Origin of the sequence: Methylococcus sp. EFPC2 (assembly GCF_016925495.1) — a bacterium.
Taxonomy (GTDB): domain Bacteria; phylum Pseudomonadota; class Gammaproteobacteria; order Methylococcales; family Methylococcaceae; genus EFPC2.
In genome coordinates this window covers 83189-107302 of record NZ_CP070491.1, presented here as the reverse complement: position 1 = coordinate 107302, position 24114 = coordinate 83189, and the positions used below count along the sequence as shown (strand labels likewise).

Genomic DNA, 24114 nt, shown 5'->3' with positions numbered 1-24114 from the left:
GACTTTCATTCAAGCCACCTGCTCGGCATCGACTGGCTCGAAGCCAGGGTAGCCAATCGCCATACCGGCCGTCTCGATGGCCCGGCGTGCGTGCTGACGCCTTGGGCCGAAGTCGTGGCGAGCCGCCCTAAGGCACGCACCAAGCCATAGGGCTGGCGGTTGACCGCCGAATCTTCCATGCTTGCGGAAGCGGCCCAGCTGTTCAGACTTCCCGCCAGCGCAAAGATGTTCGCTGAATTCATCTGCGAAGCGGGAAGCGGGGAAATTACGGCCGTAGCGGACATATCCTCACCCCCCCTCCGTTCCACACTTCTATTACCTTAGCCGACCTGATCTTTCCGGGCCGTCAGATAGGCATCGATCAGCAACATACCGACGCCCACGGTGATGGCCGAGTCGGCGACGTTGAATGCCGGGAAGTGCCACTCGCCGTAATAGACGTCCAGGAAATCGATGACGTAGCCGTAGGCCACGCGGTCGATCAGATTGCCCAAGGCGCCGCCCAGCACCAAGGCCCAGGCGCCGGCTTCCCAACGACGATCGCTAGGCAGACGCTTGAGCCAGACGGAGATGCCCACGCTGGCGACACCGGCCAGCGTGATGAAGAACCAACGCTGCCAGCCCCCGGCATCCCTCAGAAAGCTGAATGCCGCCCCCGTGTTGCGCAAATAGGTGAGTTGGAAGGACGGAACCAGCGGGATGCTGTCGTAAAGTGCCAGCGAGTGATCGACCAGCAACTTGGTCGCCTGATCGAGCGCGATCACCAGCACCGACAGCCATAGCCATTTGAGCATGGGCGGGCCTCAGGCGTAGCGGCGGCTTTCGCCCGCACCGGCGACGTTTTCCACGCAGCGGCCGCACAGTTCCGGATGCTCGGCGTTCGCGCCCACGTCGTGCCTATGGTGCCAGCAACGCACGCACTTGGTGTGTGCGCTCGCCTTGAGCTTCAATTGCAGCCCCTCGACCTCGGTCGGCAAGGCGTCGGCCGGCGCTTCGGCGGCCGGCGAGACCTTGGCATATGAGGTGATGAACACGAAGCGGAGCTCGTCTTCCAACTTGGCCAGTTGCTCGTGGAGCGCCGGGGCTGCAAAGAGCTCGACCTCGGCATCCAGGGAGGAGCCGATTTCGCCACGCACGCGCAAGACTTCCAGTTCCTTGCTCACCGCTTCGCGCACCGCCAGCACGACGTCCCAATAGGCCCGGTTCAATGCCGCGGCGTCATCCAGGGCATAGAGTCCTTCGTACCAGCCGCTCAGGAACACGGATTCGGCGCGCGCGCCCGGCAGAAAGCGCCAGATTTCGTCCGCGGTGAACGGCGTGATGGGTGCCAGCCAGCGGGTCAGGGCTTCCGCCAGATGGTACATGGCGGTCTGGGTGGAACGCCGCGCCAGGCTGTCGCCCTTGGCGGTGTATTGCCGGTCCTTGGTGACGTCGAGATAGAAGCTGCCGAGATCCACCGAACAGAAGTGGTGGACCTTCTGATAAACCAGATGGAACTGGTAGGTTTCGTAGGCGGCAATCACGTCCTGCTGCAACTGCCAGGCGCGGTCGACCGCCCAGCGGTCCAACGGCAGCAGCCTCTCGGCGGAAACGAGATCCGTAGCGGGATCGAAGCCGTTCAGATTGGAAAGCAGATAGCGCGCGGTATTGCGCAAACGGCGATAGACGTCGGAAGTGCGCTTGAGGATCTCGTCCGAGACGCTCATCTCGGCGCGGTAGTCGGTGGCCGCCACCCACAGGCGCAGCACGTCCGCGCCCAGGGTTTTGACCACTTTCTGCGGTGCGACCACGTTGCCTTTGGACTTGGACATCTTCTTGCCCTGGGCGTCGACCGTGAAACCGTGGGTCAATACCTGCTTGTAAGGCGCCTGGCCGCTGATCGCCACGGAAGCCAGCAGCGAGGACTGGAACCAGCCGCGGTGCTGGTCGGAGCCTTCCAGGTAGAGATCGGCCGGGAATTGCAGTTCGGGCCGGCGCGCCAGCACCGCATGGTGCGTGACGCCGGAATCGAACCAGACGTCCAGCGTATCGCTCGCCTTGCTGTAGTTTTCCGCGTCCGCGCCCAGCAACTCGGCGGGATCGAGCTGGAACCAGGCTTCGATGCCGCTCTGTTCCACGCGCTGCGCGACCTGCTCGATCAAGGCCAGCGTGTCGGGATGCAGCTCGCCGGTCTGCTTGTGCACGAACAAGGCGATGGGCACGCCCCAATTGCGCTGGCGCGAGACGCACCAGTCCGGCCGGTTGCCCACCATGCCTTCGATGCGGGCCTGGCCCCAGTCCGGCAGCCACTGCACCCGGGCGATCTCTTCCAGCGCCTGGGCGCGCAGGCCGTTCTCGTCCATGGCGATGAACCATTGCGGGGTGGCGCGGAAAATCACCGGCGTCTTGTGGCGCCAGCAATGCGGATAGCTGTGCTCGATGCTGGTGGTGTGCAGGAGCGCGCCATGATCCTTGAGCACCTCGACCACCTGGGGATTGGCGGTCATCACGTGCTGGCCGGCGAAAAAAGGCGTGCCGGGCAGGAACTTGCCGTCGTCGCCCACCGGGTTTTCCACGGCCAGCTTGTATTTGAGGCCGACCGCATAGTCTTCCTGGCCGTGGCCGGGTGCGGTATGAACCGCGCCGGTACCCGCTTCCAGCGTCACGTGATCGCCCAGGATGACGGGCACCTCGCGGTCGAGGAAAGGATGCTTCAGCAACAGGCCTTCCAGCGCGGCGCCCTTGCAATAGGCGACCACGCGGTATTTTTCGATGCCGTAGCGCACCAGCACGTCCTTGATCAGCGCTTCGGCCAGAATCAGGCGTTCGCCGGATTCTTCCAGTTGCACGACGGCATAATCGAGTTCCGGATTGAGCGCCACCGCCTGATTGGCCGGCAGGGTCCAGGGCGTGGTGGTCCAGATCACCACGGACAGGGGCCCTTGCCCGCCCTGCCCGTCGGCAGGATGGAAGCGCTTGATCGCCGCATGCTCGTCGACCACGCGGAAGCGCACGTCTATGGTCAGCGATCGCTTGTTCTCATATTCCACCTCGGCTTCGGCCAGGGCGGAACCGCAATCGGTACACCAGTGCACCGGCTTGGCGCCCTTGATCAGGTGGCCGTTCGCACAGATTTTGCCCAATGCGCGGATGATGTCGGCCTCGAAGGCGTAATTCATCGTCAGATAAGGGTTGTCCCAATCGCCGAACACCCCGAGACGGACGAACTCGTCGCGTTGCAGGCCGACCTGCTCTTCCGCATAGGCCCGGCAGGCGCGGCGGAATTCTGCCGGCTCGATCTGCACGCCGGCCTTGCCGAGCTTCTTCTCCACCATCAGCTCGATCGGCAGACCGTGGCAATCCCAGCCCGGCACATAGGGCGCGTCGAATCCCGCCAGCGTCTTGCTCTTGACGATGATGTCCTTGAGCACCTTGTTGACCGCATGGCCGATGTGGATCTCGCCGTTGGCGTAGGGCGGGCCGTCGTGCAGGATGAACTTCGTCCGCCCTTCGGTCGCCTGGCGGATCTTGGAATACAGCGCCTTCTCACGCCAAATGTCCAACTGCTCCGGCTCGCGTTGCGGCAGATTGCCCTTCATCGGGAAGTCGGTGGCGGGTAGATTCAGCGTGGCTTTGTAGTCCATAGGTCTGTTCCGGCGGTTTATCTGATAGTGTGAGTCGCGAAATACGCCCGCGCGCCCTCGGCATCCCGGGCAATCTGCTCGGCCAGGGCGCGGACGTCGGCGAAGCGGCGCTCGTCGCGCAGTTTGTGATGGAAACGGACATACACCCGGCGCCCGTACAAGTCGCCGGCGAAGTCGAACAAATGGGTTTCGAGCAAGAGGGTAGGCCCCCGATCGACGGTGGGCCGCACACCGACGTTGGCGACGCCGGTCAGGGTGCGGTCGGCGGCACCGGTCATTGTAACGGCAAACACGCCCCGCACAGGAGAGTTTTTGCGGTCCAAGCGGATGTTCGCGGTGGGAAATCCTAGTTGGCGGCCCAGCATCGCACCCGGTCCGACCCGGCCGCACAAGGCATAGGGCCGGCCCAGCAAGCGTTCGGCGCGCGCCATGTCGCCCGCCGCCAGGGCCTCGCGGATCCAGGTGCTGCTGACCCGCACGCCGTCCAGCAGGACGGATTCGGTATCCTCGACGGCGAATCCGGCCTCCACCCCGGCCCGCACCAGGGCGGAGAAATCGCCGGTGCGACCGCGGCCGAAACGGAAGTCGTCGCCGATCACCAGGCGCTTGACGCGCAAGGTGTCGATCAAAATGCGCTGGATGAAACCCTCCGCACTCATGTTCGCCAGGGCATGATCGAAGCGCAGCAGCAGCACCCAGTCCAGCGGCAGTTGGGCCAGCGCGATCAGCTTCTCCCGCAAATTCATGAGCCGGGCCGGCGCCGTGGCGGGCTCGAAAAATTCGCGCGGCTGGGGTTCGAACAGCACGACGACGACCGGTAGGCCCAGACGCCGGCCTTCCGCAGCCAGATTCTCGATCACGGCCCTGTGGCCGATATGTACGCCGTCGAAATTGCCTATGGTGGCGACGCAGCCGCCGGGCGGCAGATCGATATGGCGGATTCCGCGCGCGAGCCGCATGCCTATATCGCCTCGCGCGTTTGCAGGTGGATGGGGCGCAAGCCCAGTACGGCCAGCGCCAGGAAATAGGCTCCCCCGCCGGCGCCGATCCAAAGCCCCAATTGCAGCACCCGTTCGCTCGCCCCCCATTCCAGCCAGGGCAGGCCCCCAGCGGCCTGCGTCAGCAGCCATCCCATGAGGACATTGCCGAGTATCACGCGCGACAGGAACAGTCCCCAGCCGTCCAGTGGACGATAGATCCTCGCCCTTATCAGCCCGCCCAGCAGCAAACCGGCATTCAGCAAGGCCGCCAGCGCGGTGGCCAGTGCCAATCCGGCATGACCCCAGCCCCGCGGTGCGAGCGCCAGCGTAAACCCCAGACCGAGCAAGGCGTTGGCCAGCATCGCATAAATCCCGTAGCGCACGGGGGTGCGTAAATCGTGGCGGGCGCCGTAACCCGCCGCCAGGATCTTCACGGCGATGAATCCGACCAGCCCCGACGCGTAGGTTTTCAGGCTGCGGCTCGCCATGAGAACGTCGCGCTCGCCGAATTCGTCGTAACGGAACAGGGTAGCCATCAAAGGTTCGGCCAATACCAACAGCCCGACGGTAGCCGGCAGACCTATCAGCAACACCCAGCGCAGGCCCCAATCCAGGGTATGGGAAAAACGCCGCGGGTCTTTCTGCACATGGGTCTTGGACAATTGGGGCAGGATGGCCGAGCCCAGCGCGACCCCGAAGATGCCCAAAGGGAACTCCACCAGCCGGTCGGAGTAATAAAGCCAGGACACGGAGCCGGACATCAGGAAAGAGGCCAGCAAGGTATCGACCAGCAGATTCACCTGCGTCACCGAAACGCCGAAGATGGCCGGCCCCATGCGCTTCAGCAGGCTGCGCACCGCCGCATCGCGGAAATCGATCCTGGGCCTGGGCAGCAAGCCGGCGGCGGCCAGAAACGGGATCTGCAAGACCAGCTGCGCCAAGCCTGCCAGCAATACGCCCCAGGCCAGGGCCGACACGGGCTCGGCCAGGTGCGGCGCCAGCCAGATCGCGGCGGCGATCATGCTCAGATTGAGCAGGGCCGGCGTGAAGGCGGGCACGGCGAAGCGACCCGCGGCATTCAAAATGGCTCCGGCAAAAGCCGTCAGCACCACGAAGAACAGATAGGGAAATGTGATTTGCAGCAGCCGGCTGCCCAGATCGAGCTGGCCGGGCTGGTCCAGGAAACCGGGCGCGAATACCAGGATCAATACCGGAGCCAGCACCACACCGGCCAGCGTGGCCAACAGAAACAGCAAGGCCAGCGCGCCGGTGGCCCGGTCGATCAGGCGGCGAAAGCCGTCCCTATCCTCGCCGTGACCGGCGAGCAAGGGCACGAAGGCCTGGGCGAAAGAACCTTCGGCGAACAAGCGGCGCAGGAAATTGGGTATGCGGAAGGCCACGAAAAAGGCATCCGTGGCCGCATCGGCGCCGAACAGCCGGGCGATGACCATGTCCCGCAAAAAGCCGAGCACGCGTGAAACCAGGGTCATGAGCCCCACAACCGCCGTCGATTTCATGAGTTGCCCGCTCAGAGCATTGCCCTCTCGCACCCGCTGGCCCAAAAGCGCGCGATTATAATGTGATGCGCTTCCCCCGCCTAGTTGATATCGGGGATGAAAGGTTGACATCGCTCATGGGCATCAACCAAAATACTCCTTTAAATTTTTGACCAACCCCTTGTTTGAGGTCGTCCCTTGGCTAACATCAAATCCGCAAAAAAGCGCGCCGTCCAGGCGGAGAAGCATCGTGCTCACAATGCATCGGCCCGCAGCCGCCTGCGCACTTTCGTCAAGAAAGTCATCCTCGCAGTCGAAGCCGGTAATCTCGAACTGGCCCAGGCCGCATTTCGCGAAGCCGTGCCCGTGATCGATACCTCGGTCAACAAGGGCCTGATCCACAAGAACAAGGCCGACCGCAGCAAGAGCCGCTTGAACGCACGCGTCAAGGCGCTCGCACTCAAGGCCGCCGCCTAAGTTCACGCCTTCGCCGGAGCGGGCGACTATCCGGTCGCCGCGCTCCGCGGCCTCTCCGCCAGCCCCGCTACTCCGTCAGAACCAGGTTGTCCCTGTGGATCAACTCCGGTTCGTCGACATAGCCCAGTAATTCCTCGATACGGCCGCTCGGCTGCCGCATGATGAGGCGCGTCTCGTCCGCGCCGTAATTGACCAGGCCACGGGCGATTTCTCGGCCCGATTCGTTGCGGCAAGCCACCAGATCGCCGCGCCGGAACTCGCCCGCCACGGCGGAAACGCCTATGGGCAGCAGACTCCTGCCCGATTCCTGCAACACCTTCGCGGCCCCCTGGTCCAGCGTCAAGCTGCCCTTCAGCTTCAATTGACCCGCCAGCCACCGCTTGCGGGCGATCAGAGGATCGGTGTCGGGCACCAGGAAGGTGCCCAGCGCTTCGCCACGAACCAGCCGGGTCAGCACGTCCGGCTCGCGGCCGCCGGCGATCACCGTCGCCGTGCCCGAACGCGCCGCGAGACGCGCCGCCCGAAGCTTGGTGACCATGCCCCCGCGACCGAGACCGCTGCGGCTCTCCCCCACCATCTCGCCGAGGGACGGGTCGTTGATGCTGGCCTGCTCGACCAGTTTGGCATCGGGATTCAGCGAAGGATCGCAGTCGAACAAACCACTCTGGTCGGTCAGTATGACCAGCAGATCGGCTTCCAGCGAGTTCGCCACCAGCGCCGCCAGGGTATCGTTGTCGCCGAAGCGGATTTCGTCGGTGGCGACCGTGTCGTTTTCGTTGATGACGGGCACCACGCCCAGCTCCAGCAAGGTCAGCAAGGTGCTGCGCGAGTTGAGATAACGGTGGCGGTCCGACAAATCGTCGTGGGTCAGCAGGATTTGCGCGGTATTCAGGCCATGCTCCTGGAACAAGGTTTCGTAGGTGCGCACCAATCCCATCTGCCCCACCGACGCGGCGGCCTGCAGTTCGTGCAAAGCCTTGGGACGGCTCTTCCAGCCCAGCCGCGCCATGCCTTCGGCGACCGAACCCGACGAGACCAGGACCACCTCGCGATCCTCGCGACACAAGCCGGCCATCTGAGCCACCCAGGAAGTGATGGCCTCCTTGTCCAGACCGCGGCCGCCGCCGGTCAGCAAGGCACTGCCGATCTTGACGATGATGCGCCGCGCGGCGCCAAACTCACTCCTCTGCTGCATGACGCGCCGCTTCCTGTTCCAGGAAGTTCATGATGCCGTAAGTCAGTTCGCGCACGCCGTCGCCGCGCAAGGCGGAGATTCGGAACACCGGGCCGTCCCACTCCAGCGCGGCGACGATTTCGGCGCAATGCTGGTCGGTCTCCTCTTCCGGCAAGCGGTCAACCTTGTTCAGAACCAGCCAGCGAGGCTTCTCGGCCAAACCTTCCCCGCGCTTCTCCAGTTCGGCGACGATCTTGCGCGCGACCTCCACGGGCGATTCCTCGCCTTCGTAAGGCATGACATCGATCAAATGCAACAGCAAGCGGGTGCGCGCCAGATGCTTGAGGAACTGTATCCCCAAGCCGGCTCCTTCCGCCGCGCCTTCGATCAATCCCGGAACGTCGGCCATGACGAAGCTGCGTTCCTCGTCCACGCGGACCACGCCCAGATTCGGATGCAGGGTGGTGAAAGGATAATCGGCGACCTTGGGCCTGGCGGACGAAACCTTGCGTATGAGGCTGGATTTGCCGGCATTGGGCATGCCCAGCAGGCCGACGTCGGCGATCAGCTTGAGTTCCAGCCGAAGCAAGCGGTGCTCGCCCGGCGTGCCCGGCGTCGCCTTCATCGGCGCGCGATTGGTGCTGCTCTTGAAGCGTGCGTTGCCGATGCCGTGCCAACCGCCCTGGGCGACCAGCAGGGTTTGCTCGGGCTCGGTCAAGTCACCCAGCAGCTCGTCGGTCTCGGCGTCGAACACCAGCGTGCCGGTAGGCACCCGGATCAGCTTGTCGTCGCCTTTCCTGCCGGTACAGTTGGCACCCGAGCCTTTCTTGCCGTGCTCGGCCCGGTGAGTCGGGTTATAGCGGAAGTCGACCAAGGTGTTGAGATTGTTCGACGCCACCAGGATGACGCTGCCGCCGTCGCCGCCGTCGCCGCCATCGGGTCCACCGAAGGGGATGTATTTCTCCCGGCGAAAGCTAACGCTGCCGTTGCCGCCGTTTCCCGCCTCGACGCGGATTACCGTTTCATCTACGAATTTCATGGATCTTTAAAGACAAAAAAGCCCCGTCAAGGACGAGGCTTCCTGTTTCGTGCGTGTAAGAATGAAGAGGCGCGCCGCGGCTCAGGCCGTGGGAACGATACTGACGTATTTGCGCTTCTGCGGTCCCTTCACATGGAACAAAACCCGCCCTTCGGCCGTCGCGAACAAGGTGTGATCCTTGCCGATGCCGACGTTGTCGCCAGGATGGAACTGGGTTCCGCGCTGACGCACGATGATGTTGCCGGCAGCGACCACCTGACCGCCGAAGCGCTTCACGCCAAGGCGTTTGGACTCGGAATCGCGGCCGTTGCGGGAACTGCCGCCTGCTTTCTTATGTGCCATGAGTATCTTCCTCGATTAACCGGAGATGCCGGTGATCTGGACTTCGGTATAGTTCTGACGATGCCCTGCCCTTCTCATGTAGTGCTTGCGGCGTCTGAACTTGATGATGTGAACCTTTTTGTGGCGACCGTGGCTCTTGACGGTGGCGGTGACCTTGCCGCCTTCGACGTAGGGCTTGCCGACCGTGATGCCGGAATCGGACTGGATCAGCAATACCTGGTCGAACTCGACCTGCTGGCCGGCTTCGGCATTCAGCGTCTCCACCTTCAAGGTTTCGCCCTGCTTGACGCGGTATTGCTTACCGCCCGTTTGAATTACAGCATACATGTTGGAAGGCTCCACGAAGGATAGTTCTTTATAGAAACCCGGTATTCTCTTTATACGGCGGGGTAAAGTCAACCTGTGGAGTTGCTGTGATGTTGGGCTTCATATAGAGAGACGGGAAGCCGGGGCGGCGACAGCCGCCCCCCTGCAGCGCTCCCAGACTCATGGTCCGGCTTTGCGCGATTGCCACGGGCTCACCCGGCGGGACCGAAACACATCATGCCTAGCGGCTTATCCTGAGTGGTTTGCGCTCTCCGAGCGATGCCGTTGAAATCGGCTCACCCCGCTGGTTAACTTATACGACCGTTGAACGTCCAGTCCCGCCCACTTGAAGAGCCGCATGCCGACGATAGTCGACCTCAAACACCGCTTCCATAGTCTACCCAGGCCGTCGACCACAAAGCCGGCCAGCGGGTTCGCCGGGCTATGCTCCCTAGCTCGCCTTGGCGCCGTTGCAACGCCATAAGCCGGCATAGACGATGCCGTGAAAAAGCCGCTCGCTTACAAGGGCCGGGGCAGCGTCAGCAATGCCGTGGGCCGCTTCGAGAAACTCGACCGCGAGGCAATCGACGACGGCTGGGGCGGCCTGGATGCGGAACTGGAGCCGCTCGCCACCGAAGTCCTGGTCGACAGCAGTCGCTCGGTCATTACCTACAACGACTCCCCCGACATACCGTTCGACCGTTCGATCAATCCCTACCGCGGCTGCGAACACGGCTGCATCTATTGTTACGCCCGGCCGTCGCATACCTATCTGGGCTATTCCGCCGGGCTGGATTTTGAAAGCCGGATCCTGGCCAAGCCGAATGCCGTCGAATTGCTCCGCAAGGAACTGGGCAAACCGTCCTACCACTGTGCGCCCATCGCCCTGGGCGTCAATACCGACGCTTACCAGCCACTGGAGCGCAGCCACCGGATCACGCGACAAATCCTGGAAGTGCTGGCGGAGAGCCGCCATCCGGTGACCCTGGTCACCAAGTCGGCCTTGGTTGAGCGCGACATCGACCTGTTGGCGCCCATGGCGGAACAGGGGCTGGCCAAGGTTTACCTCTCCATCACCACACTGGACCGCAAGCTGGCGAGAACGATGGAACCGCGCGCCGCGGCCCCGCAAAGACGACTGGAAACCCTGGAGAAACTGAATCGAGCCGGCATACCGACCGGCGTGAACGCGGCTCCCCTCATTCCGGCGTTGAACGACCACGAACTGGAAGCCATTTTGGAAGCGGCCCATGCCGCCGGCGCACGAAGCGCCGGCTATGTGCTGCTGCGCCTGCCCCACGAGGTCGCAGGCCTGTTCGAGGAATGGCTGCGCCACCACTATCCCCTCAAGGCCGACCACGTGCTGAGCCTCGTCCAGCAAAGCCGGGACGGCAAGTCCTACGACGCCACCTTCCACCAGCGCATGACCGGGTCCGGCGCCTACGCCGACCTCATCGCCCAGCGCTTCCGCCTCGCGATCAGACGGTTGGGGCTGAACCGGAAAGGCAGCTCCCTGCGGACCGATTTGTTTCTAAAACCGGATTTGAGAAACAACGGCCGGCAGATGAGCTTCGATTTTTGAAATACCGCAGGGTGGGCTAGGTGCGCATACCGAGTTGTTTGTCGACTGACTCGCCCTTTATCCGCACCGTAACCCACCAAACCCGCATCGGGTGCGAGCGGTTTTATCGCGTATTCACACCGAATAAGGCATCCATAACAGCGCAATACGGTTATCGATAATTGCGCCTTAAGCGGGAGGTCGTCCGACACAGTGATGACAGACACCCAAAATTGGCAAATCCCGATCGGCATGCGATCAACCGAACGGACTAGAAACCGTATTCAGTTTCGGCCCGGCAGATGCGAATCCTAATAAAGAAACCACACCGGTCTTTTGCTCGGCATTGGGCGTGACAATGGAGCGCATTTTCCCACCACGCGCGGATTGCTTCCAGACTGGCCCAATATATTTTTGGAAGATTACGCACTCATTATTAATCCAATGTCCGACAAACTCACACCACGCGCGCTATAACCTATAAATTACATCTTATTTCGAGTGCGGCGCATACACCCGAGCATACTCGCAATCCCAGTGACTAAAAACCAAATAGCAGAAGGCAAAGGCACTGGTGTAGTATTGTTAATCAGCAATTGACTCTCGTCTAACACAGTATTGGAAAGCCTAACTTCATCAATCAGCCCATCCAATTCGAAACCAAATTTTGCACCTGCGCCATCACCGCCGATCGCCAATGATGCAATCGAATTCAACGAAGTTGCACCATGGGCTTTGCTGGTACTTTGCAAGACACCGCCATTGGTCAAATCTTGCACCCAAAAAGAGGCGTTTCCGCTTAGGTCAAACGCAGAAGCAACGTAATAATCTGTGCCGGTGCCCAAAACGAAGCCAGAATTCACAAAAGCAAGTGAGGCGCCATCACTTGTTGCCAAAACGAGTTCTCCAATCTGTGAACCGTATACTTGGTCCAAACGAACTTCAAGAGCGAATGAAGTTTCCGCAATAGACGCCGAATTGGTCGTGCTGCAAACGATGCATTTTCCAAACGGCCCTTCAGCCGAGTTGAGATGAACGAAAGCCTCCACGGTAAAGTTCGAGGTAATCGGAGCGATGGTTGTGCTCAAAGCCTCGCTGCCGTGGAAAGCGGCGGCAGAGGTATTGGGTCCGCCCCCTGGAACTGAGAAATAATGAGGAAACGCCGAACCCGGCCCCGACGCCGGAACGGCGGTTTGTGTGCCACCACCAACGAGTGCGGAAAAACCCGCAGAGTCTGCCGTGAATCCAGGGGCGATTTCGAACCGCCAGTAATGCAGAGTATCCGCGTCTGCCCTGATAGAGGGTGCGAGCCCCCCTAATACTGAGAGTAAAATGGTAGCAATCGAGCAAATACTCCTCCTTAACAAGGATGCGGAATTTCCACCATTTATCAAATCATTGCTCATCGCCTCACCTCACTAAGTCGAGATCGTGGTAACTCACTTGATGTATTCGCTTATTATCGGCAGATGTAAATAGCTAAGCTTTACACGTAAAGAGCGAATCGACCTAGTGCGCAAGCAGACTTAGTGCCAAATTCCTTATCTTATTGAAAGCACTTGGCTTTACTCATCAAATATCGATACAAGAAGATCGTATGTAAAATTTCCTGACATTTTTAAGACCCCACCTCTCACAGGCTTGTCCAATTTGACGGGATACACGCGATTTCTGACAAGTCTCATACGAATAGTCAGTTGGTAAGTGCCGACCTAAGCCAGCGCCACTGTAACGAGCCCATACACATTGCTGTCAATGTCCCAGCCGCGCCCTCACCCGCGCCAGATCCTCTTCGGTATCCACTCCCGCTTCCGGAGCCTGCTCGACGGGTAGGACCAGGATGCGCTCGCCTTGCCAGAGGATGCGCAGCTGTTCCAGCGCCTCGATGTTTTCCAGGTCGGAGGGTGGCCAGCTAACGTAGCGGCGGAGAAAGCCCGCGGTATAGGCGTAGATGCCGATGTGGCGCAGCCAGGGGAAATGAGCCGGCAGGTGGGCGGCATCGCCGTCGGCGAAGCTGGCTCTATGCCAGGGTATGGGCGCTCGGCTGAAATACAGCGCGTAGCCTTCGCGGTCGGTAACGACCTTGACGGCGTTGGCGTTGAAAGCCTCGGCTCGATGTTCGATGGGCGCGGCGAGGGTGGCAACCTTGGCTCGAGTCTGCCCGGCCAGGGCTTCCGCCAGACGGCCGATCAGCGCCGGCTGCACCAGGGGTTCGTCGCCCTGCAGGTTGACGATCAGCGTGTCATCGTCCCAGCCCAGGATCTCGGCCACCTCGGCGATGCGTTCGGCGCCGTTGTTATGGTGGGGATGGGTGAGCTGGGCGCGCACCGGCAGTTCCACCACGGCCTCGACGATGCGCGGGTCATCCGTGGCGACCACCACCTCGCCGGCGCCCGCTTCCAGTGCGCGTTCGCAGACGTGAACGATCATGGGCCGACCGGCGATGTCCAGCAGCGGCTTGCCCGGCAGACGGCTGGAACCGTGCCGTGCCGGAATGACGATCTTGTAGCCGGCCATCACTCGGCGACGGGGGAGCTATGCCGGGACAGGGCATCGTATTCTTCCAGATCGATGCGGCGCGCCTCGTTTTCCAGCATGACGGGGATGTCGTCGCGGATCGGATAGGCCAGACGGTCGGCCTTGCAGATCAGTTCCTGGGCTTCCTTGTGGTAGATGAGATCGCCCTTGCACACCGGGCATACGAGTATTTCAAGCAGTTTTCCGTCCATCGCGTTTCACCTGTAATAGTTGTAAGAGTTTTTCGCCGAATTCCGCCGGCAGCTCGGCCGAAACCGGCACGACCCAATGGTGCTCGCCGGCCAGTCCTGGACATTTGACGGCGTCTTTTTCGGTCATCAGCACCGGACTTTCGTCGCCGAAATCGATGTCGGCCGCCTCATAGGCGTGATGATCGGGATAAACATGCCCTTCCACGGTCAGCCCGGCCCGGCGCAAATCGTCGAAGAACCGGCCGGGATGGCCGATACCGGCGACCGCATGCACCGGCACACCGACAAACTCGGTCAAGAGTTTGCGCAGCGTCGGGTCTAGCAGGTTCACCGCCTCGCCGCCGGCCAGCTTCATTTCGTATTCGCCCGCCTGCGGTCGGCCGCGGGCGACGACCAAATCCGCCTCGTCCAGCCGCTCGGCCGGCTCGCGCAGCGGACCGGCCGGCAGCAGGGCGCCGTTGCCGAAGCGTCGTTCGCCGTCGACCACGGCGATTTCCACATCGCGGGCCAGGGCGTAATGCTGCAGGCCGTCATCGGCGATCAGCAAGTCGCAATCGGTCTCCGCCAGCAAACGCCGGCCAGCCTCCGCCCGCTGCCGAAAGACGTAGACCGGTACGCCGGTGCGCCGGGCGATCAACACCGGCTCGTCGCCGAAGTAGCGCGGCAGGCTGTCGGCATCGACCCGGCAGGGCTCGTTCAGAGGCAAACCGCCGTACCCGCGGCTGATGACGCCCGGCTTGTAGCCCACACGGGCGAGAAATTCGGCCAGCCAGATGACCAGCGGGGTCTTGCCGACGCCGCCGACGGTCAGATTGCCGACCACGACGACCGGCACCGGCAGCCGGTCCGCGGTTTTCCAGCCTTGCGAATACGCCAGCCGGCGCAGGGCCACGGCCCGGCCGAACAGGCCGGCGAAGGGTTTCAGCCAGGCGGCCGGTCGTTCCCGGTCGTACCAAAGCTTTTGGGCATAGCGTTCGAGCGGGAGTTTCACGGTTTCTCGGCCGCTTCACCCGGAGCGGTCTTGGCGGCGAAGGTAATGTGCACGTAGCCGAGCTGGCTGGCGGCATCCAGGGCGGTCATCACGGCCTGGTGCGGAGTTTTCTGGTCGGCGCTGATGACGATGAGCGGGTCCTTGTCCTCGCCCGCCGCCTCCTGCAAGGCTTTCTTGACCGTGTCCGGCTCGTTGTTGATGAGCTGGTGACGGTTGATGATGTAGCGACCGGCGGCGTCGATAACGATATCCACGCCCTTCTCCTCGGCCGAAGCTTGCGCGCTGGCCTCCGGCAGACTGATGTGCAGGCTGGCTTCGCGGCTGAATGTGGTGGTCAGCACCAGGAAGATCAGCAGCACGATGAGCACGTCTATCATCGGGATCAGATTCAGCTCGGGCTTGTCCTCGCGGCGCGGGCGAAAGTTCATGGCCTCAATCCTCGCGCTCGCCGTGCAGGATTTCCACCAGGCGCACGGCCTCTTCTTCCATGCGCACGGTGAAGTCCTCGATACGGGCATTGAAGTAACGATGGAACATCAGGCTGGGTATGGCGATGGCCAGGCCGGAGGCGGTGGCGACCAGGATTTCCGAGATGCCGCCGGCCAGATGCGCGGGGTTGCCGATGCCCTGTTCGGCGGAAAAAGTGGAAAACACCTTGATCATGCCCAACACGCTGCCCAGCAGGCCCAGATAGGGCGAGATGGCGGCGATGGTGCCGAGTGTCGTGAGATAGCGTCCGAGTTCGTGCACGACCGCGCGGCCGGCCTGCTCCAGGCTTTCCTTCATGATTTCCCGGCCGTGCCGGTGATTGGCCAGCCCGGCGGCAAGTATGGCGCCCAAAGGCGACCCCAGGCGTAGCTGGCGGATGTTGGCGCTATCGAGCTGCCCCTTGCGGTGCAGGTTCCAGACATGCGCCGCCAATTCCGGCGGCATGATCCGGCTGGGCCGCAGCGTCCAGAATCGCTCGCCGATGATGGCCAATGCGACGATGGAACACGCGATGATGGGCCACATCATCCAACCGCCGGCCTTGATGATTTCTAGCACTCTGCACTCCTGACACTGACAACGCGAACGGGCATTTTAACCCAAGCGCCGTTTCGGCGGGCTAAAGCGCGCCATCACGGAGCCGGAACAGCCCCCTCCTCCCGCATCGACTGTGGAACGACAGGCGCGCGCAAGCGCTCTGCTGGTATCATGAAGGCATACGGACTTCCCTCCCATCCCTACAACCTCACGCCCTCAGCCTTGCCCATCCGCAGCTTGTTGTTTCAGCGAGAACCCCAGTGGGTGCCCGCACACGTCCTGAAGCACGCCTATGCCCCGACCGCGGCCGGCTCCTGGATCGAGGAATCCGGTTCTCTCACCGCAAGATTGCGCCGGATTTACGGCGGCGGTTTCGGCGTGAAAGTCCTGGGACAGCGCTGGAACAAGCCCTATCCCGACGAGATCCGCATCCTGGGACTGGCCTGGCAACGCCACACCCTGGTGCGCGAAGTTCTGCTGCAGGATCGCGGACAAGCGCTCGTGGCCGCACGGTCCATCATCCCGCGCGAGGCCTTGCGCGGCATGCAATGCCGGCTAGCCCATCTGGGCAACCGTCCCCTGGGAGAACTGTTGTTCGCCTACCCCAGGCTGGCGCGCTTGAGCCTGGAAGTGAGCCGCATCGAACCGTCCCATTGGCGCCCTGACTGCCTGGGCGAGCTGGCTCCGCAAGGCGAAATCTGGGGGCGGCGTTCCGTTTACGCCGTCGCCAGCGGACAAATCCTGGTTTGCGAATTTTTCCTTCCTGCCCTGATCACCCCCACTTGATCATGCTCACCGACATCTTGCTGACACCCGCATTGCGCATCCGTCTGGGCCATTACTGGCGGCTGACCCGCTTCGACAAACCCATAGGCATCCTGCTGTTACTGTGGCCCGCGCTGTGGGCCTTGTGGATCGCCGGACACGGATGGCCCGACCCGCTGGTGCTCGCCGTCATCGTCTTAGGGGTGCTGCTGACGCGGGCGGCCGGCTGCGTCATCAACGACTACGCCGACCGGGATTTCGACCCGCACGTGGAACGCACCAAGCTGCGTCCCATCGCCGCCGGGCTGGTGTCCCCCGGCGAAGCCTTGAAACTGTTCGCGGCCCTGGGCCTGACGGCCTTCGCCCTGGTTTTGCTGTTGAACTGGCTGACCATTGCCATGTCCGTGGTCGGCGCCTTGCTGGCGTCGTCCTATCCCTTCATGAAGCGCTACACCCATTTGCCGCAGGCCTACCTGGGCCTGGCATTCGGCTGGGCCGTGCCGATGAGTTTCGCCGCGCAGACCGGCACCGTGCCCGGCGTGGCCTGGGCGCTGTATCTCGCCACCATCATCTGGGCGCTGATCTACGACACCATGTACGCCATGGTCGACCGGGAAGACGATCTGAAAATCGGCGTCAAATCCACCGCCATCCTGTTCGGCCGCCACGACCGGCTTATTCTCGGATTACTGCAACTGATCATGTGGATGATATTGGCCGGCATAGGCCGCTATCTGGGCCTGAGCCATTATTACTATCTCGGATTAGTCGCCGCCGCCGGATTCTCCATCTATCAGCAATATCTGATCCGGAATCGCGAACGCTCAGGCTGTTTCCAAGCCTTCCTCAACAACCACTGGTTCGGCGCGGCGGTGTTCGCGGGGCTGGCGCTTCATTATCTGGCGGCCTGAACGCGGACATTGCCGTCGTCGGCGACGCCGAATTCAGGCGGCGCGCCGTCCCTCTCGCGCTCCTCGAGGGCAAGCAACAAGCTGCTGCGGTGAGTGCGGGCCACCTCCTGCCAGGGCTCGCCCGACAGCGCAGATTCCAATGCCCAGAGGAGATTGAGGCTTGCCTTAGGGTTGGCCCGCCTCGCCAACACATACGCAGACACCGAGCCCAGTTTGCGCAGTTGCTCGACCGAGCGGATGCCCGCACGGGCGAGCATCTCTTGGGATTTTGGCCCGAGGCTCTTCAGGTCGCTGATCGACTCAGGGTCGGTCATGGACCAGCCTCAAGACGTGGAGCGAGAACATCTTCAAGCGTCGACGAGATTTTGCGCGAGACGTCTTGAGCCGATAGAGACATTCCGGTTTTCCCGCGCCGTGCGGTGGTCTCGCCACCCGTATGCCGGGCACAAAAAAGGCATCCTAAGATGCCCTTTTGCGCCGGTGATCAGACGCCGTTCGGATAATCGTAGCTATAGTGCTTGCGCAAAGGTTTGACCACTTCCCATTGACTGTCCAAGCCCGCGTGAAACGAGACCAGGTCGCCCGGGACGATACGCACGGGTTCGCCACCGGCGGGCGTCACGATGATCTCGCCTTCCAGCACATAGGCCGTCTCGGTTTCGTCAAAATCGATCGGAAACTTGGAGATTTCCTTTTCCCAAATTTCCCAACCGGCCACGCCGAGTTCTTTCAGACGCTCTTCGCTGGGATTGTGTTCTATCGTGAGTTTGCTCATGTCTTTACTCGCTACCCAATTCATAAATAAAAAATCCTAACATCGTTGCCTGTCGGGGAACCAGTCCCGCAGGATGGGTCAAGCGTAGCGAAACCCATCATTCGCCGAGTTCCGGCAGGTCGATGAAATTCGTCGTCGCCCGGTTTGCCGGATAAATCCCTTACTCGACATACCCGTCGAAGAAAGAATGAGGCCCGTCCGCGGCGCCCGTCACATCAGCATGTTTCACCGGGTCATGACGCAGGCAACCAGATGCCGGTTTCGATCCCACGGGAAAATAAGGCGATAGGTTTCGCTATGCTCGACCCATCCTAGCGTCGTTTGGTTTTTGCACCGTTTTTCTTGGAGCTTTGCGGCTTCGTCGCCGGCTTAGGAGACGCGGCGGGGACGTCGTGTTTGGCCCGTCCATTTGCAACGGGCTTATTCGCCCGGGCTGCGCGAGCATGGGTTTTCTCATGACCAACGGTTGGGCCGGCCTTGAGTTCGATCACCCTGCCCTTCTTGCCCCGCCGAGTGGAATGCCTGCCCAGACTGATGACGTGGGCGGGTTCGCCCTGCAGGCCGCGGATACGCACGCGCAGATTGCCTTCGAGGCGGCGGAACCCGCGTTCGTCCAGGCCCTGTCCGGAGAAATAATCCGTAGGGCTGTCGGATCCGTCCTCTTCGTCGCCGTCTTCACTCTCGTCTTCGTCTTCATCCGATGGAGACGGCGCCGATACGACGTCCTGCGCCCATCCGCTCTCACGCTCCACCCGGCGGTGATGCAACCACTCCTGCATCTGCCGCACGCGTTCTTCGTAATTGCGCGGCTCGGCCTCCGCGTCGCCGTTATCGGTTTCCACCCCGATGTTTTCGTCGCCCACTTCGGGCTCGACGGCTAGCACGGGCAGGGCAACCAGGCACAGGACTACGCAGGCCGGCAACAGCGGGCCAAAAACGAACTTGAGTAAACCGCTCATGAGCCGCGAAAATCGAGATGGACGCGCTCCTTGCGTGCGCGGGTTTCGAGGTCGTGCAACAGACGTTGGATCTTGGCCTCCAGGGCTGGACCAACTTTGCGGAAGGAGAAGCCCACTCGCACCGTGGGCTGGCGGGCATCCTGATCGGAGGTTTCGAGCTTGCCGCGTATTTCCAGATCCAGCCGCTCGCTCTCGAAGCCCGGAAAATCCAGCCTGCAATCTTCGAAAACCTGACCGGGGCGTCCCCAGTAACGCAAGCGGCCGGTCTTATCGACCAACGCGATGCCGCGTATGCTCAAATTGACGACGTCGAAATCGTGGATCTCACCGTCCGGCAGGGTGACCCGGCATTTGACCTCCGTACCGTAGGGTATGAACGCCCGGAAGAAATTGCGCCTTTGCAGCCAGAACAGGGATTCGGGGATAGGCGCGGCCAGGAGATCCTGACCGTCCAGCGTGGCTTCGCGTATACCCCGGACTTCAAAGTGGGCCTGGATTCCGTCCAGTAAGCCGTCGAGGACGAGAGGCTCGGCCTGCAACATACGCTCTATGGTCGGGCGCTCGGTCCCGGCATCCAGCGCCAACAGGCCGCGCTCCGGCAATATACGCACGAGGCTGACAAGCACCCCGGAACCGTCGCCCGCACAAGTGGCGGTCAGCAGCACTTGCCGCCTTTCCAGAAGGCGCAGCTTGTCGAGGACCGCACTCCGATCGGTGAGCGTGTAAACCCCTGACTGGGCAGACGGATGGGAGTCCGGCATACGCTTAGCCTGCCTGCACTAGGCCTGGGAACTGCCCGCTCGCGCGCATGCTTGCTCAGAAATGCAGCAATGCGTGGACCGGTCGCGGAGCCAGCTTGTCGCGGCCGGCCAGGAAATCCAGTTCGACCACGAAGGCACAGGCGACGATTTCCGCGCCCAGTCCTTCGATCAGCTCGCAGCTGGCCTTGGCGGTGCCGCCGGTGGCCAGCAGATCGTCGATCAGCAGCACGCGGTCGCCCGGCCCCAGCGCATCGATATGCACTTCCAGCGCTGCGGAGCCGTATTCCAGATCGTAGGCCACGCTCTGGACGTCATAGGGGAGCTTGCCGGGCTTGCGCAGGGGCACGAAACCGACGCCCAGCTCCCAGGCCACCAGCGAGCCGAAGATGAAACCGCGCGCCTCCATGCCGGCGACCGCAGTGATGTTCTGCCCAAGAAAGGGATGCAGGAGCTGGTGCACGGCCAGGCGCAAGGCCGCCGGATCCTGCACCAGCGGCGTGATGTCCTTGAACAGTATGCCCGGCCGGGGAAAGTCCGGGATGTCGCGGATTTTCGCCTTCAACCTCTCCATCAGTGCTTGCTCCGGGCCTTGGCCGGGTGAGCCGGGTTTTGCCGCGCGAGAAAACCCTGTACGGACGCGCGGATGCCGGCGACGTCCAGCCCGCAGGCGGCCAGGCACTCCTCGCGGCTGCCCTGCTCCACGAAGCGGTCGGGCAGGCCCAGGTTGAGGATGGGCAGCAAAACGCCCTGCCGGATCAGGTATTCGTTGACCGCCGCGCCGGCACCGCCCGGTATGACGTTTTCCTCGACCGTCACCAGTACGTCGTGGGTAGCGGCCAATTCCGCCACCAGGGTTTCGTCCAGCGGCTTGACGAAACGCATGTTGACCACGGTCGCGCCCAATTCCTCACCGACGGTCAGGGCCGGTGCCACCATGCTGCCGAATGCAAGCAGGGCCACACCCTTGCCGTGGCGCTTGATCTCTGCCTTGCCGATGGGCAATTGCGTGAACTCCGCGACGGGCGTCACTCCGGGTCCCTTGCCGCGCGGATAGCGGACCGAGGCCGGCCCCGGATATTTGAAGCCGGTATACAGCATCTGCCGGCATTCGTTTTCGTCGGCCGGCGCCATGACGACCAGGTTGGGCAGGCAGCGCATGTAGCTGAAGTCGAAGCTGCCGGCATGGGTCGGACCGTCCGGGCCGACCAGACCGGCGCGATCCAGGGCGAACAGCACCGGCAGATTCTGCAATACGACGTCGTGGATCAACTGGTCGTAAGCGCGCTGCAAAAAGGTGGAATAGATGGCCACGACCGGGTGATAGCCCTCGCAAGCCTGGCCGGCCGCCAGCGTGACGGCATGCTGCTCGGCGATGCCCACGTCGAAATAGCGGTCCGGGAAACGCTCGGAAAACTCCAACAGCCCCGAACCTTCGCGCATGGCGGGCGTGATGCCCAGGAGCTTGGGTTCCTTGGCCGCCGCATCGCACAGCCAGCGGCCGAACACTTCCGTATAGCTCGGCGTGCTGGGCTTGGCCTTGGGCAGATGGTCCTTGCTCAGGTCGAAGGTGCCGACGCCGTGATAGGCCACCGGGTCGAGCTCGGCCGGCAGATAGCCCTTGCCTTTCTTGGTGACCACGTGCAGGAAGCGCGGCCCCGGCGGCAGATCGCGCAGATTGCGCAGGGTGGTGACCAGGACATCGAGGTCGTGGCCATCGATGGGGCCGATGTAATTGAAGCCCAGTTCCTCGAACAGGGTGCCCGGCGCCACCATGCCCTTGACATGCTCCTCGGCGCGCCGCGCCAGCTCCCACACGCTGGGCATGCTGCGACTAAGCAGATGCTTGCTGCCCTCGCGCACGCTCGAATAGAACTTGCTGGAAAGTATCTTGGCCAGATAGTTGTTGAGCGCGCCGACGTTGGGCGAGATCGACATCTCGTTGTCGTTGAGGATGACCAGCAGATTGGCATCCAGCACGCCGGCGTGGTTCAGCGCCTCGAAGGCCATGCCGCCGGTCATGCCGCCGTCGCCGATGATGGCGACCGCATGACGGTCGCTGTGATCCAGGGCCGAGGCGATGGCCATGCCGAGCGCCGCGCTGATCGAGGTGCTGGAATGGCCCACGCCAAAGGTGTCGTAAGGGCTTTCCTCGCGGGTGGGAAATGCCGAGACGCCGTCCTTCTTGCGTATGGTGGTCATGCGGTCGCGCCGACCCGTCAGGATCTTGTGCGGGTAAGCCTGATGGCCCACGTCCCACACCAGGCGGTCTTCCGGCGTGTTGAACACGTAATGCAGGGCGATGGTCAGCTCCACCGTTCCCAGGCCGGCCGACAGATGCCCGCCCGACTGACTGACGCTGTCGAGCAGAAAGGCCCTCAGCTCCTCGGCCACTTGCGGCAACTGCTCTTCGCTGAGTTGGCGCAGGTCCGCTGGGCTGTTGATACCGTTCAGTAGGGTCGTGGTCGATTCACTCATGGATTACGCATTCCGGGGCTGGGGGACGGCTTCTGCAAGTCCGCAAAAGCCGATCATTCCGATAAGAAATTTCGGTCGATTATGAAGCGCCGGGGGGGGCGATTCAACCGGAGGGGCTGGATGCCCCGCCGTTGCTCAGCTCCGCCGCTGGACGATGAAAGCGGATAGCTGGCGCAGATAGTCCGCCCGCTCGTCGAAACCGGCGAGGCTGGCCAATGCATCTTCGTGCAACTCTTCGGCCTTCTGCTTGGCGCCCGCCAGGCCCAGCAGGGCCGGGTAGGTCGGCTTGTTGTTGTCGCGGTCCTTGCCCTGGGTCTTGCCCAGGGTCTGGGTGTCGCTTTCCTCGTCCAGGATGTCGTCCTGGATCTGGAAGGCCAGACCTATGCACTTGGCGTAATGATCGAGCTTTTCCGCGGTTTCCGTCGGCAGATCGGGCGAGGCTAAAGCCGCCAGCCTGACGCTGGCACGTATCAGCGCGCCGGTCTTGCGGATGTGCATGGCTTCCAGGCCCGGCAGATCGAGCTCGCGCCCGACCGACTCCAGGTCTATGGCCTGGCCGCCCACCATGCCGCAGGAACCCGACGCCAGCGCCAGGGTTTCTATCATCGCCAATCGGCTCGCCGCCGGCACGGAGATCGTCGGATCGGTCGCCAGAACCTGGAAGGCCAGCGTCTGCAAGCCGTCGCCTGCGAGGATGGCGGTCGCCTCGTCGTAGGCCTTGTGGCAGGTCGGCTTGCCGCGCCGCAGGTCGTCGTCGTCCATGGCCGGCAAGTCATCGTGGATCAGCGAATACACGTGGATGAATTCCATCGCGCAGGCGGGGCCGTCCAGGACCTCCGGCGCCACGCCCAGGGCATGGCCGGTGGCGTAGGTGAGCAGGGGCCGCAAGCGCTTGCCGCCGCCCAGGGTGGAATAACGCATGGCTTGATGCAGGCGCTCCGGTAACTTGGTGGCGAGCGGCAGGCGTGCGTCCAGAGCGGATTCGGCTCGGGCCTGGCAAGACTGCATGAAATCGGTCAGGGTCATTTCAGGATTCATCGGTGGTGAAGGGCTTGAGTACCGGCTCGCCGTTCTGTTCCAGGAGTATCTGCACCTTCTGTTCGGCATCCTTGAGCGCGCTCTGGCACGCGCGGGACAACTGCACGCCGCGCTCGAACAGCTTGAGCGATTCTTCCAGCGGCAGATTGCCCTGCTCCATCCGCTCGACCAATTGTTCGAGCTCGGCAAGGGATTCTTCGAAACGGGGAACTTTCTTGACCATGACGGCGGCCGGGTTCAACGGCCGGCTATTATCCCATAACTTGGCCCGCTTTATGAAAAAGCCCCCTATCCCGTATTCCCACTGAGCGAGCGTACCGGGCATACACCGGTTAGGCGGCAGAGGCTCCGGCGCGAGCAGGGCCAGTGTCAAATTCAGCAGCAGACGTTCACCAAACTCTGTTCGCGGTTCAACAGGCTAGTCGGCCTGATCGGCCGAGGGCAGCATCAAACCGGTCAACGCAACCCACCCGTTAATTTAAACATTTTATTTATTTTCATGATCTTACATGAAACTCAAAAACATTTTTTTGAGCAGATTTCACCTATCGGCTGGCGCTGGCATGTCCATTGCCCGAGCCCAGGATCGGGCGGAAAAATGCCGGGTACGTATTTGGAAGCGAGTTTCCCGCGGCCACTGCATGAGACGGGGCGCCTCTGAGCAAGTGGATCTCGCTCGCGCCCTT

General features: G+C 62.3%; 26 protein-coding genes. 4 read left to right on the top strand and 22 right to left on the bottom strand.

Features of this window, described 5'->3' with window-relative positions; translation table 11 throughout:
* Window positions 1-320: 320 nt before the first annotated feature.
* From lspA to murJ, 4 genes are read right to left on the bottom strand one after another with little or no spacing between them, the layout of a single operon-like run.
* Window positions 321-794 carry a signal peptidase II gene (lspA, locus tag JWZ97_RS00445; protein ID WP_205432544.1) on the bottom strand — a complete coding sequence of 158 codons (474 nt, stop codon included), beginning with the start codon at window positions 792-794 and terminating at the stop codon, window positions 321-323.
* 9 nt (window positions 795-803) lie between these two features.
* Window positions 804-3623: an isoleucine--tRNA ligase gene (ileS, locus tag JWZ97_RS00440; RefSeq protein ID WP_205432542.1), complete on the bottom strand. Its 2820-nt coding sequence runs from the start codon at window positions 3621-3623 to the stop codon at window positions 804-806.
* Window positions 3624-3640: 17 nt separating this feature from the next.
* Window positions 3641-4582, bottom strand: a complete 942-nt coding sequence (gene ribF / locus JWZ97_RS00435) for a bifunctional riboflavin kinase/FAD synthetase (protein ID WP_205432535.1) — start codon at window positions 4580-4582, stop codon at window positions 3641-3643.
* A 2-nt stretch (window positions 4583-4584) separates the two neighbouring features.
* The gene (gene murJ / locus JWZ97_RS00430) at window positions 4585-6120 is read right to left on the bottom strand and encodes a murein biosynthesis integral membrane protein MurJ (RefSeq protein WP_240342410.1); all 1536 of its coding nucleotides are present in this window, start codon (window positions 6118-6120) and stop codon (window positions 4585-4587) included.
* A 177-nt stretch (window positions 6121-6297) separates the two neighbouring features.
* On the opposite strand from murJ, the gene rpsT reads away from it, so the two are divergent.
* Window positions 6298-6576: a 30S ribosomal protein S20 gene (rpsT, locus tag JWZ97_RS00425; RefSeq protein ID WP_205432533.1), complete on the top strand. Its 279-nt coding sequence runs from the start codon at window positions 6298-6300 to the stop codon at window positions 6574-6576.
* A gap of 67 nt (window positions 6577-6643) precedes the next feature.
* Here rpsT and proB read toward each other — a convergent pair whose 3' ends face one another.
* From proB to rplU, 4 genes are all read right to left on the bottom strand, one after another.
* Window positions 6644-7771, bottom strand: coding sequence for a glutamate 5-kinase (gene proB, locus JWZ97_RS00420; protein WP_205432532.1), 1128 nt, complete (start codon window positions 7769-7771; stop codon window positions 6644-6646).
* Window positions 7755-8789, bottom strand: a complete 1035-nt coding sequence (gene cgtA, locus JWZ97_RS00415; protein WP_205432531.1) for an Obg family GTPase CgtA — start codon at window positions 8787-8789, stop codon at window positions 7755-7757. Before cgtA ends, proB begins: the two co-directional genes overlap by 17 nt.
* A gap of 81 nt (window positions 8790-8870) precedes the next feature.
* Window positions 8871-9131, bottom strand: a complete 261-nt coding sequence (gene rpmA, locus JWZ97_RS00410; protein WP_205432530.1) for a 50S ribosomal protein L27 — start codon at window positions 9129-9131, stop codon at window positions 8871-8873.
* A gap of 15 nt (window positions 9132-9146) precedes the next feature.
* A complete protein-coding gene (gene rplU, locus JWZ97_RS00405; protein ID WP_205432529.1) occupies window positions 9147-9458 on the bottom strand; it encodes a 50S ribosomal protein L21 in 312 nt (103 codons plus the stop codon).
* 481 nt (window positions 9459-9939) lie between these two features.
* On the opposite strand from rplU, the gene JWZ97_RS00400 reads away from it, so the two are divergent.
* On the top strand, window positions 9940-11019 hold the full coding sequence (locus JWZ97_RS00400) for a PA0069 family radical SAM protein (RefSeq protein ID WP_205432528.1): 1080 nt from the start codon (window positions 9940-9942) through the stop codon (window positions 11017-11019).
* A gap of 464 nt (window positions 11020-11483) precedes the next feature.
* Here JWZ97_RS00400 and JWZ97_RS00395 read toward each other — a convergent pair whose 3' ends face one another.
* The 6 genes from JWZ97_RS00395 to JWZ97_RS00370 all read right to left on the bottom strand — a co-directional run bounded on the left by JWZ97_RS00395 (window position 11484) and on the right by JWZ97_RS00370 (window position 15765).
* On the bottom strand, window positions 11484-12404 hold the full coding sequence (locus JWZ97_RS00395) for a LamG-like jellyroll fold domain-containing protein (RefSeq protein WP_205432527.1): 921 nt from the start codon (window positions 12402-12404) through the stop codon (window positions 11484-11486).
* A 346-nt stretch (window positions 12405-12750) separates the two neighbouring features.
* Window positions 12751-13518 (bottom strand): 3-deoxy-manno-octulosonate cytidylyltransferase, encoded by a 768-nt coding sequence (gene kdsB / locus JWZ97_RS00390; protein ID WP_205432525.1) that lies wholly within the window; start codon window positions 13516-13518, stop codon window positions 12751-12753.
* Complete coding sequence (locus JWZ97_RS00385) at window positions 13515-13727, bottom strand: Trm112 family protein (RefSeq protein WP_205432523.1); 213 nt, start codon at window positions 13725-13727, stop codon at window positions 13515-13517. The genes kdsB and JWZ97_RS00385 overlap by 4 nt, the downstream gene beginning before the upstream one ends.
* The gene (lpxK, locus tag JWZ97_RS00380; protein WP_205432521.1) at window positions 13708-14718 is read right to left on the bottom strand and encodes a tetraacyldisaccharide 4'-kinase; all 1011 of its coding nucleotides are present in this window, start codon (window positions 14716-14718) and stop codon (window positions 13708-13710) included. The genes JWZ97_RS00385 and lpxK overlap by 20 nt, the downstream gene beginning before the upstream one ends.
* A complete protein-coding gene (locus JWZ97_RS00375; RefSeq protein WP_205432519.1) occupies window positions 14715-15146 on the bottom strand; it encodes a biopolymer transporter ExbD in 432 nt (143 codons plus the stop codon). The genes lpxK and JWZ97_RS00375 overlap by 4 nt, the downstream gene beginning before the upstream one ends.
* A gap of 4 nt (window positions 15147-15150) precedes the next feature.
* Window positions 15151-15765, bottom strand: a complete 615-nt coding sequence (locus JWZ97_RS00370) for a MotA/TolQ/ExbB proton channel family protein (protein ID WP_205432517.1) — start codon at window positions 15763-15765, stop codon at window positions 15151-15153.
* A 150-nt stretch (window positions 15766-15915) separates the two neighbouring features.
* Here JWZ97_RS00370 and JWZ97_RS00365 point away from each other — a divergent pair, with 150 nt between their 5' ends.
* Window positions 15916-16530, top strand: a complete 615-nt coding sequence (locus JWZ97_RS00365; RefSeq protein WP_205432515.1) for a chorismate lyase — start codon at window positions 15916-15918, stop codon at window positions 16528-16530.
* Window positions 16531-16532: 2 nt separating this feature from the next.
* A complete protein-coding gene (gene ubiA / locus JWZ97_RS00360) occupies window positions 16533-17420 on the top strand; it encodes a 4-hydroxybenzoate octaprenyltransferase (protein WP_371822548.1) in 888 nt (295 codons plus the stop codon).
* Here the strand turns inward: ubiA and JWZ97_RS00355 are convergent.
* The 8 genes from JWZ97_RS00355 to JWZ97_RS00320 form a co-directional block, all read right to left on the bottom strand.
* Window positions 17405-17734, bottom strand: a complete 330-nt coding sequence (locus JWZ97_RS00355) for a TfoX/Sxy family protein (protein WP_205432514.1) — start codon at window positions 17732-17734, stop codon at window positions 17405-17407. The two genes, ubiA and JWZ97_RS00355, sit on opposite strands and share 16 nt — an antisense overlap.
* Before the next feature lie 170 nt (window positions 17735-17904).
* Complete coding sequence (locus JWZ97_RS00350; RefSeq protein ID WP_205432512.1) at window positions 17905-18195, bottom strand: cupin domain-containing protein; 291 nt, start codon at window positions 18193-18195, stop codon at window positions 17905-17907.
* A gap of 311 nt (window positions 18196-18506) precedes the next feature.
* Window positions 18507-19154: a hypothetical protein gene (locus JWZ97_RS00345; protein ID WP_205432510.1), complete on the bottom strand. Its 648-nt coding sequence runs from the start codon at window positions 19152-19154 to the stop codon at window positions 18507-18509.
* Window positions 19151-19915, bottom strand: a complete 765-nt coding sequence (locus tag JWZ97_RS00340; RefSeq protein ID WP_205432508.1) for a flagellar brake protein — start codon at window positions 19913-19915, stop codon at window positions 19151-19153. The genes JWZ97_RS00345 and JWZ97_RS00340 overlap by 4 nt, the downstream gene beginning before the upstream one ends.
* 55 nt (window positions 19916-19970) lie before the next feature.
* Window positions 19971-20486, bottom strand: coding sequence for an adenine phosphoribosyltransferase (locus JWZ97_RS00335; protein WP_205432506.1), 516 nt, complete (start codon window positions 20484-20486; stop codon window positions 19971-19973).
* On the bottom strand, window positions 20486-22390 hold the full coding sequence (gene dxs, locus JWZ97_RS00330) for a 1-deoxy-D-xylulose-5-phosphate synthase (RefSeq protein WP_205432505.1): 1905 nt from the start codon (window positions 22388-22390) through the stop codon (window positions 20486-20488). Before dxs ends, JWZ97_RS00335 begins: the two co-directional genes overlap by 1 nt.
* 135 nt (window positions 22391-22525) lie before the next feature.
* Window positions 22526-23428, bottom strand: a complete 903-nt coding sequence (gene ispA, locus JWZ97_RS00325) for a (2E,6E)-farnesyl diphosphate synthase (RefSeq protein WP_205432503.1) — start codon at window positions 23426-23428, stop codon at window positions 22526-22528.
* Window positions 23418-23651 carry an exodeoxyribonuclease VII small subunit gene (locus JWZ97_RS00320; RefSeq protein WP_205432501.1) on the bottom strand — a complete coding sequence of 78 codons (234 nt, stop codon included), beginning with the start codon at window positions 23649-23651 and terminating at the stop codon, window positions 23418-23420. The genes ispA and JWZ97_RS00320 overlap by 11 nt, the downstream gene beginning before the upstream one ends.
* Window positions 23652-24114: the final 463 nt, after the last annotated feature.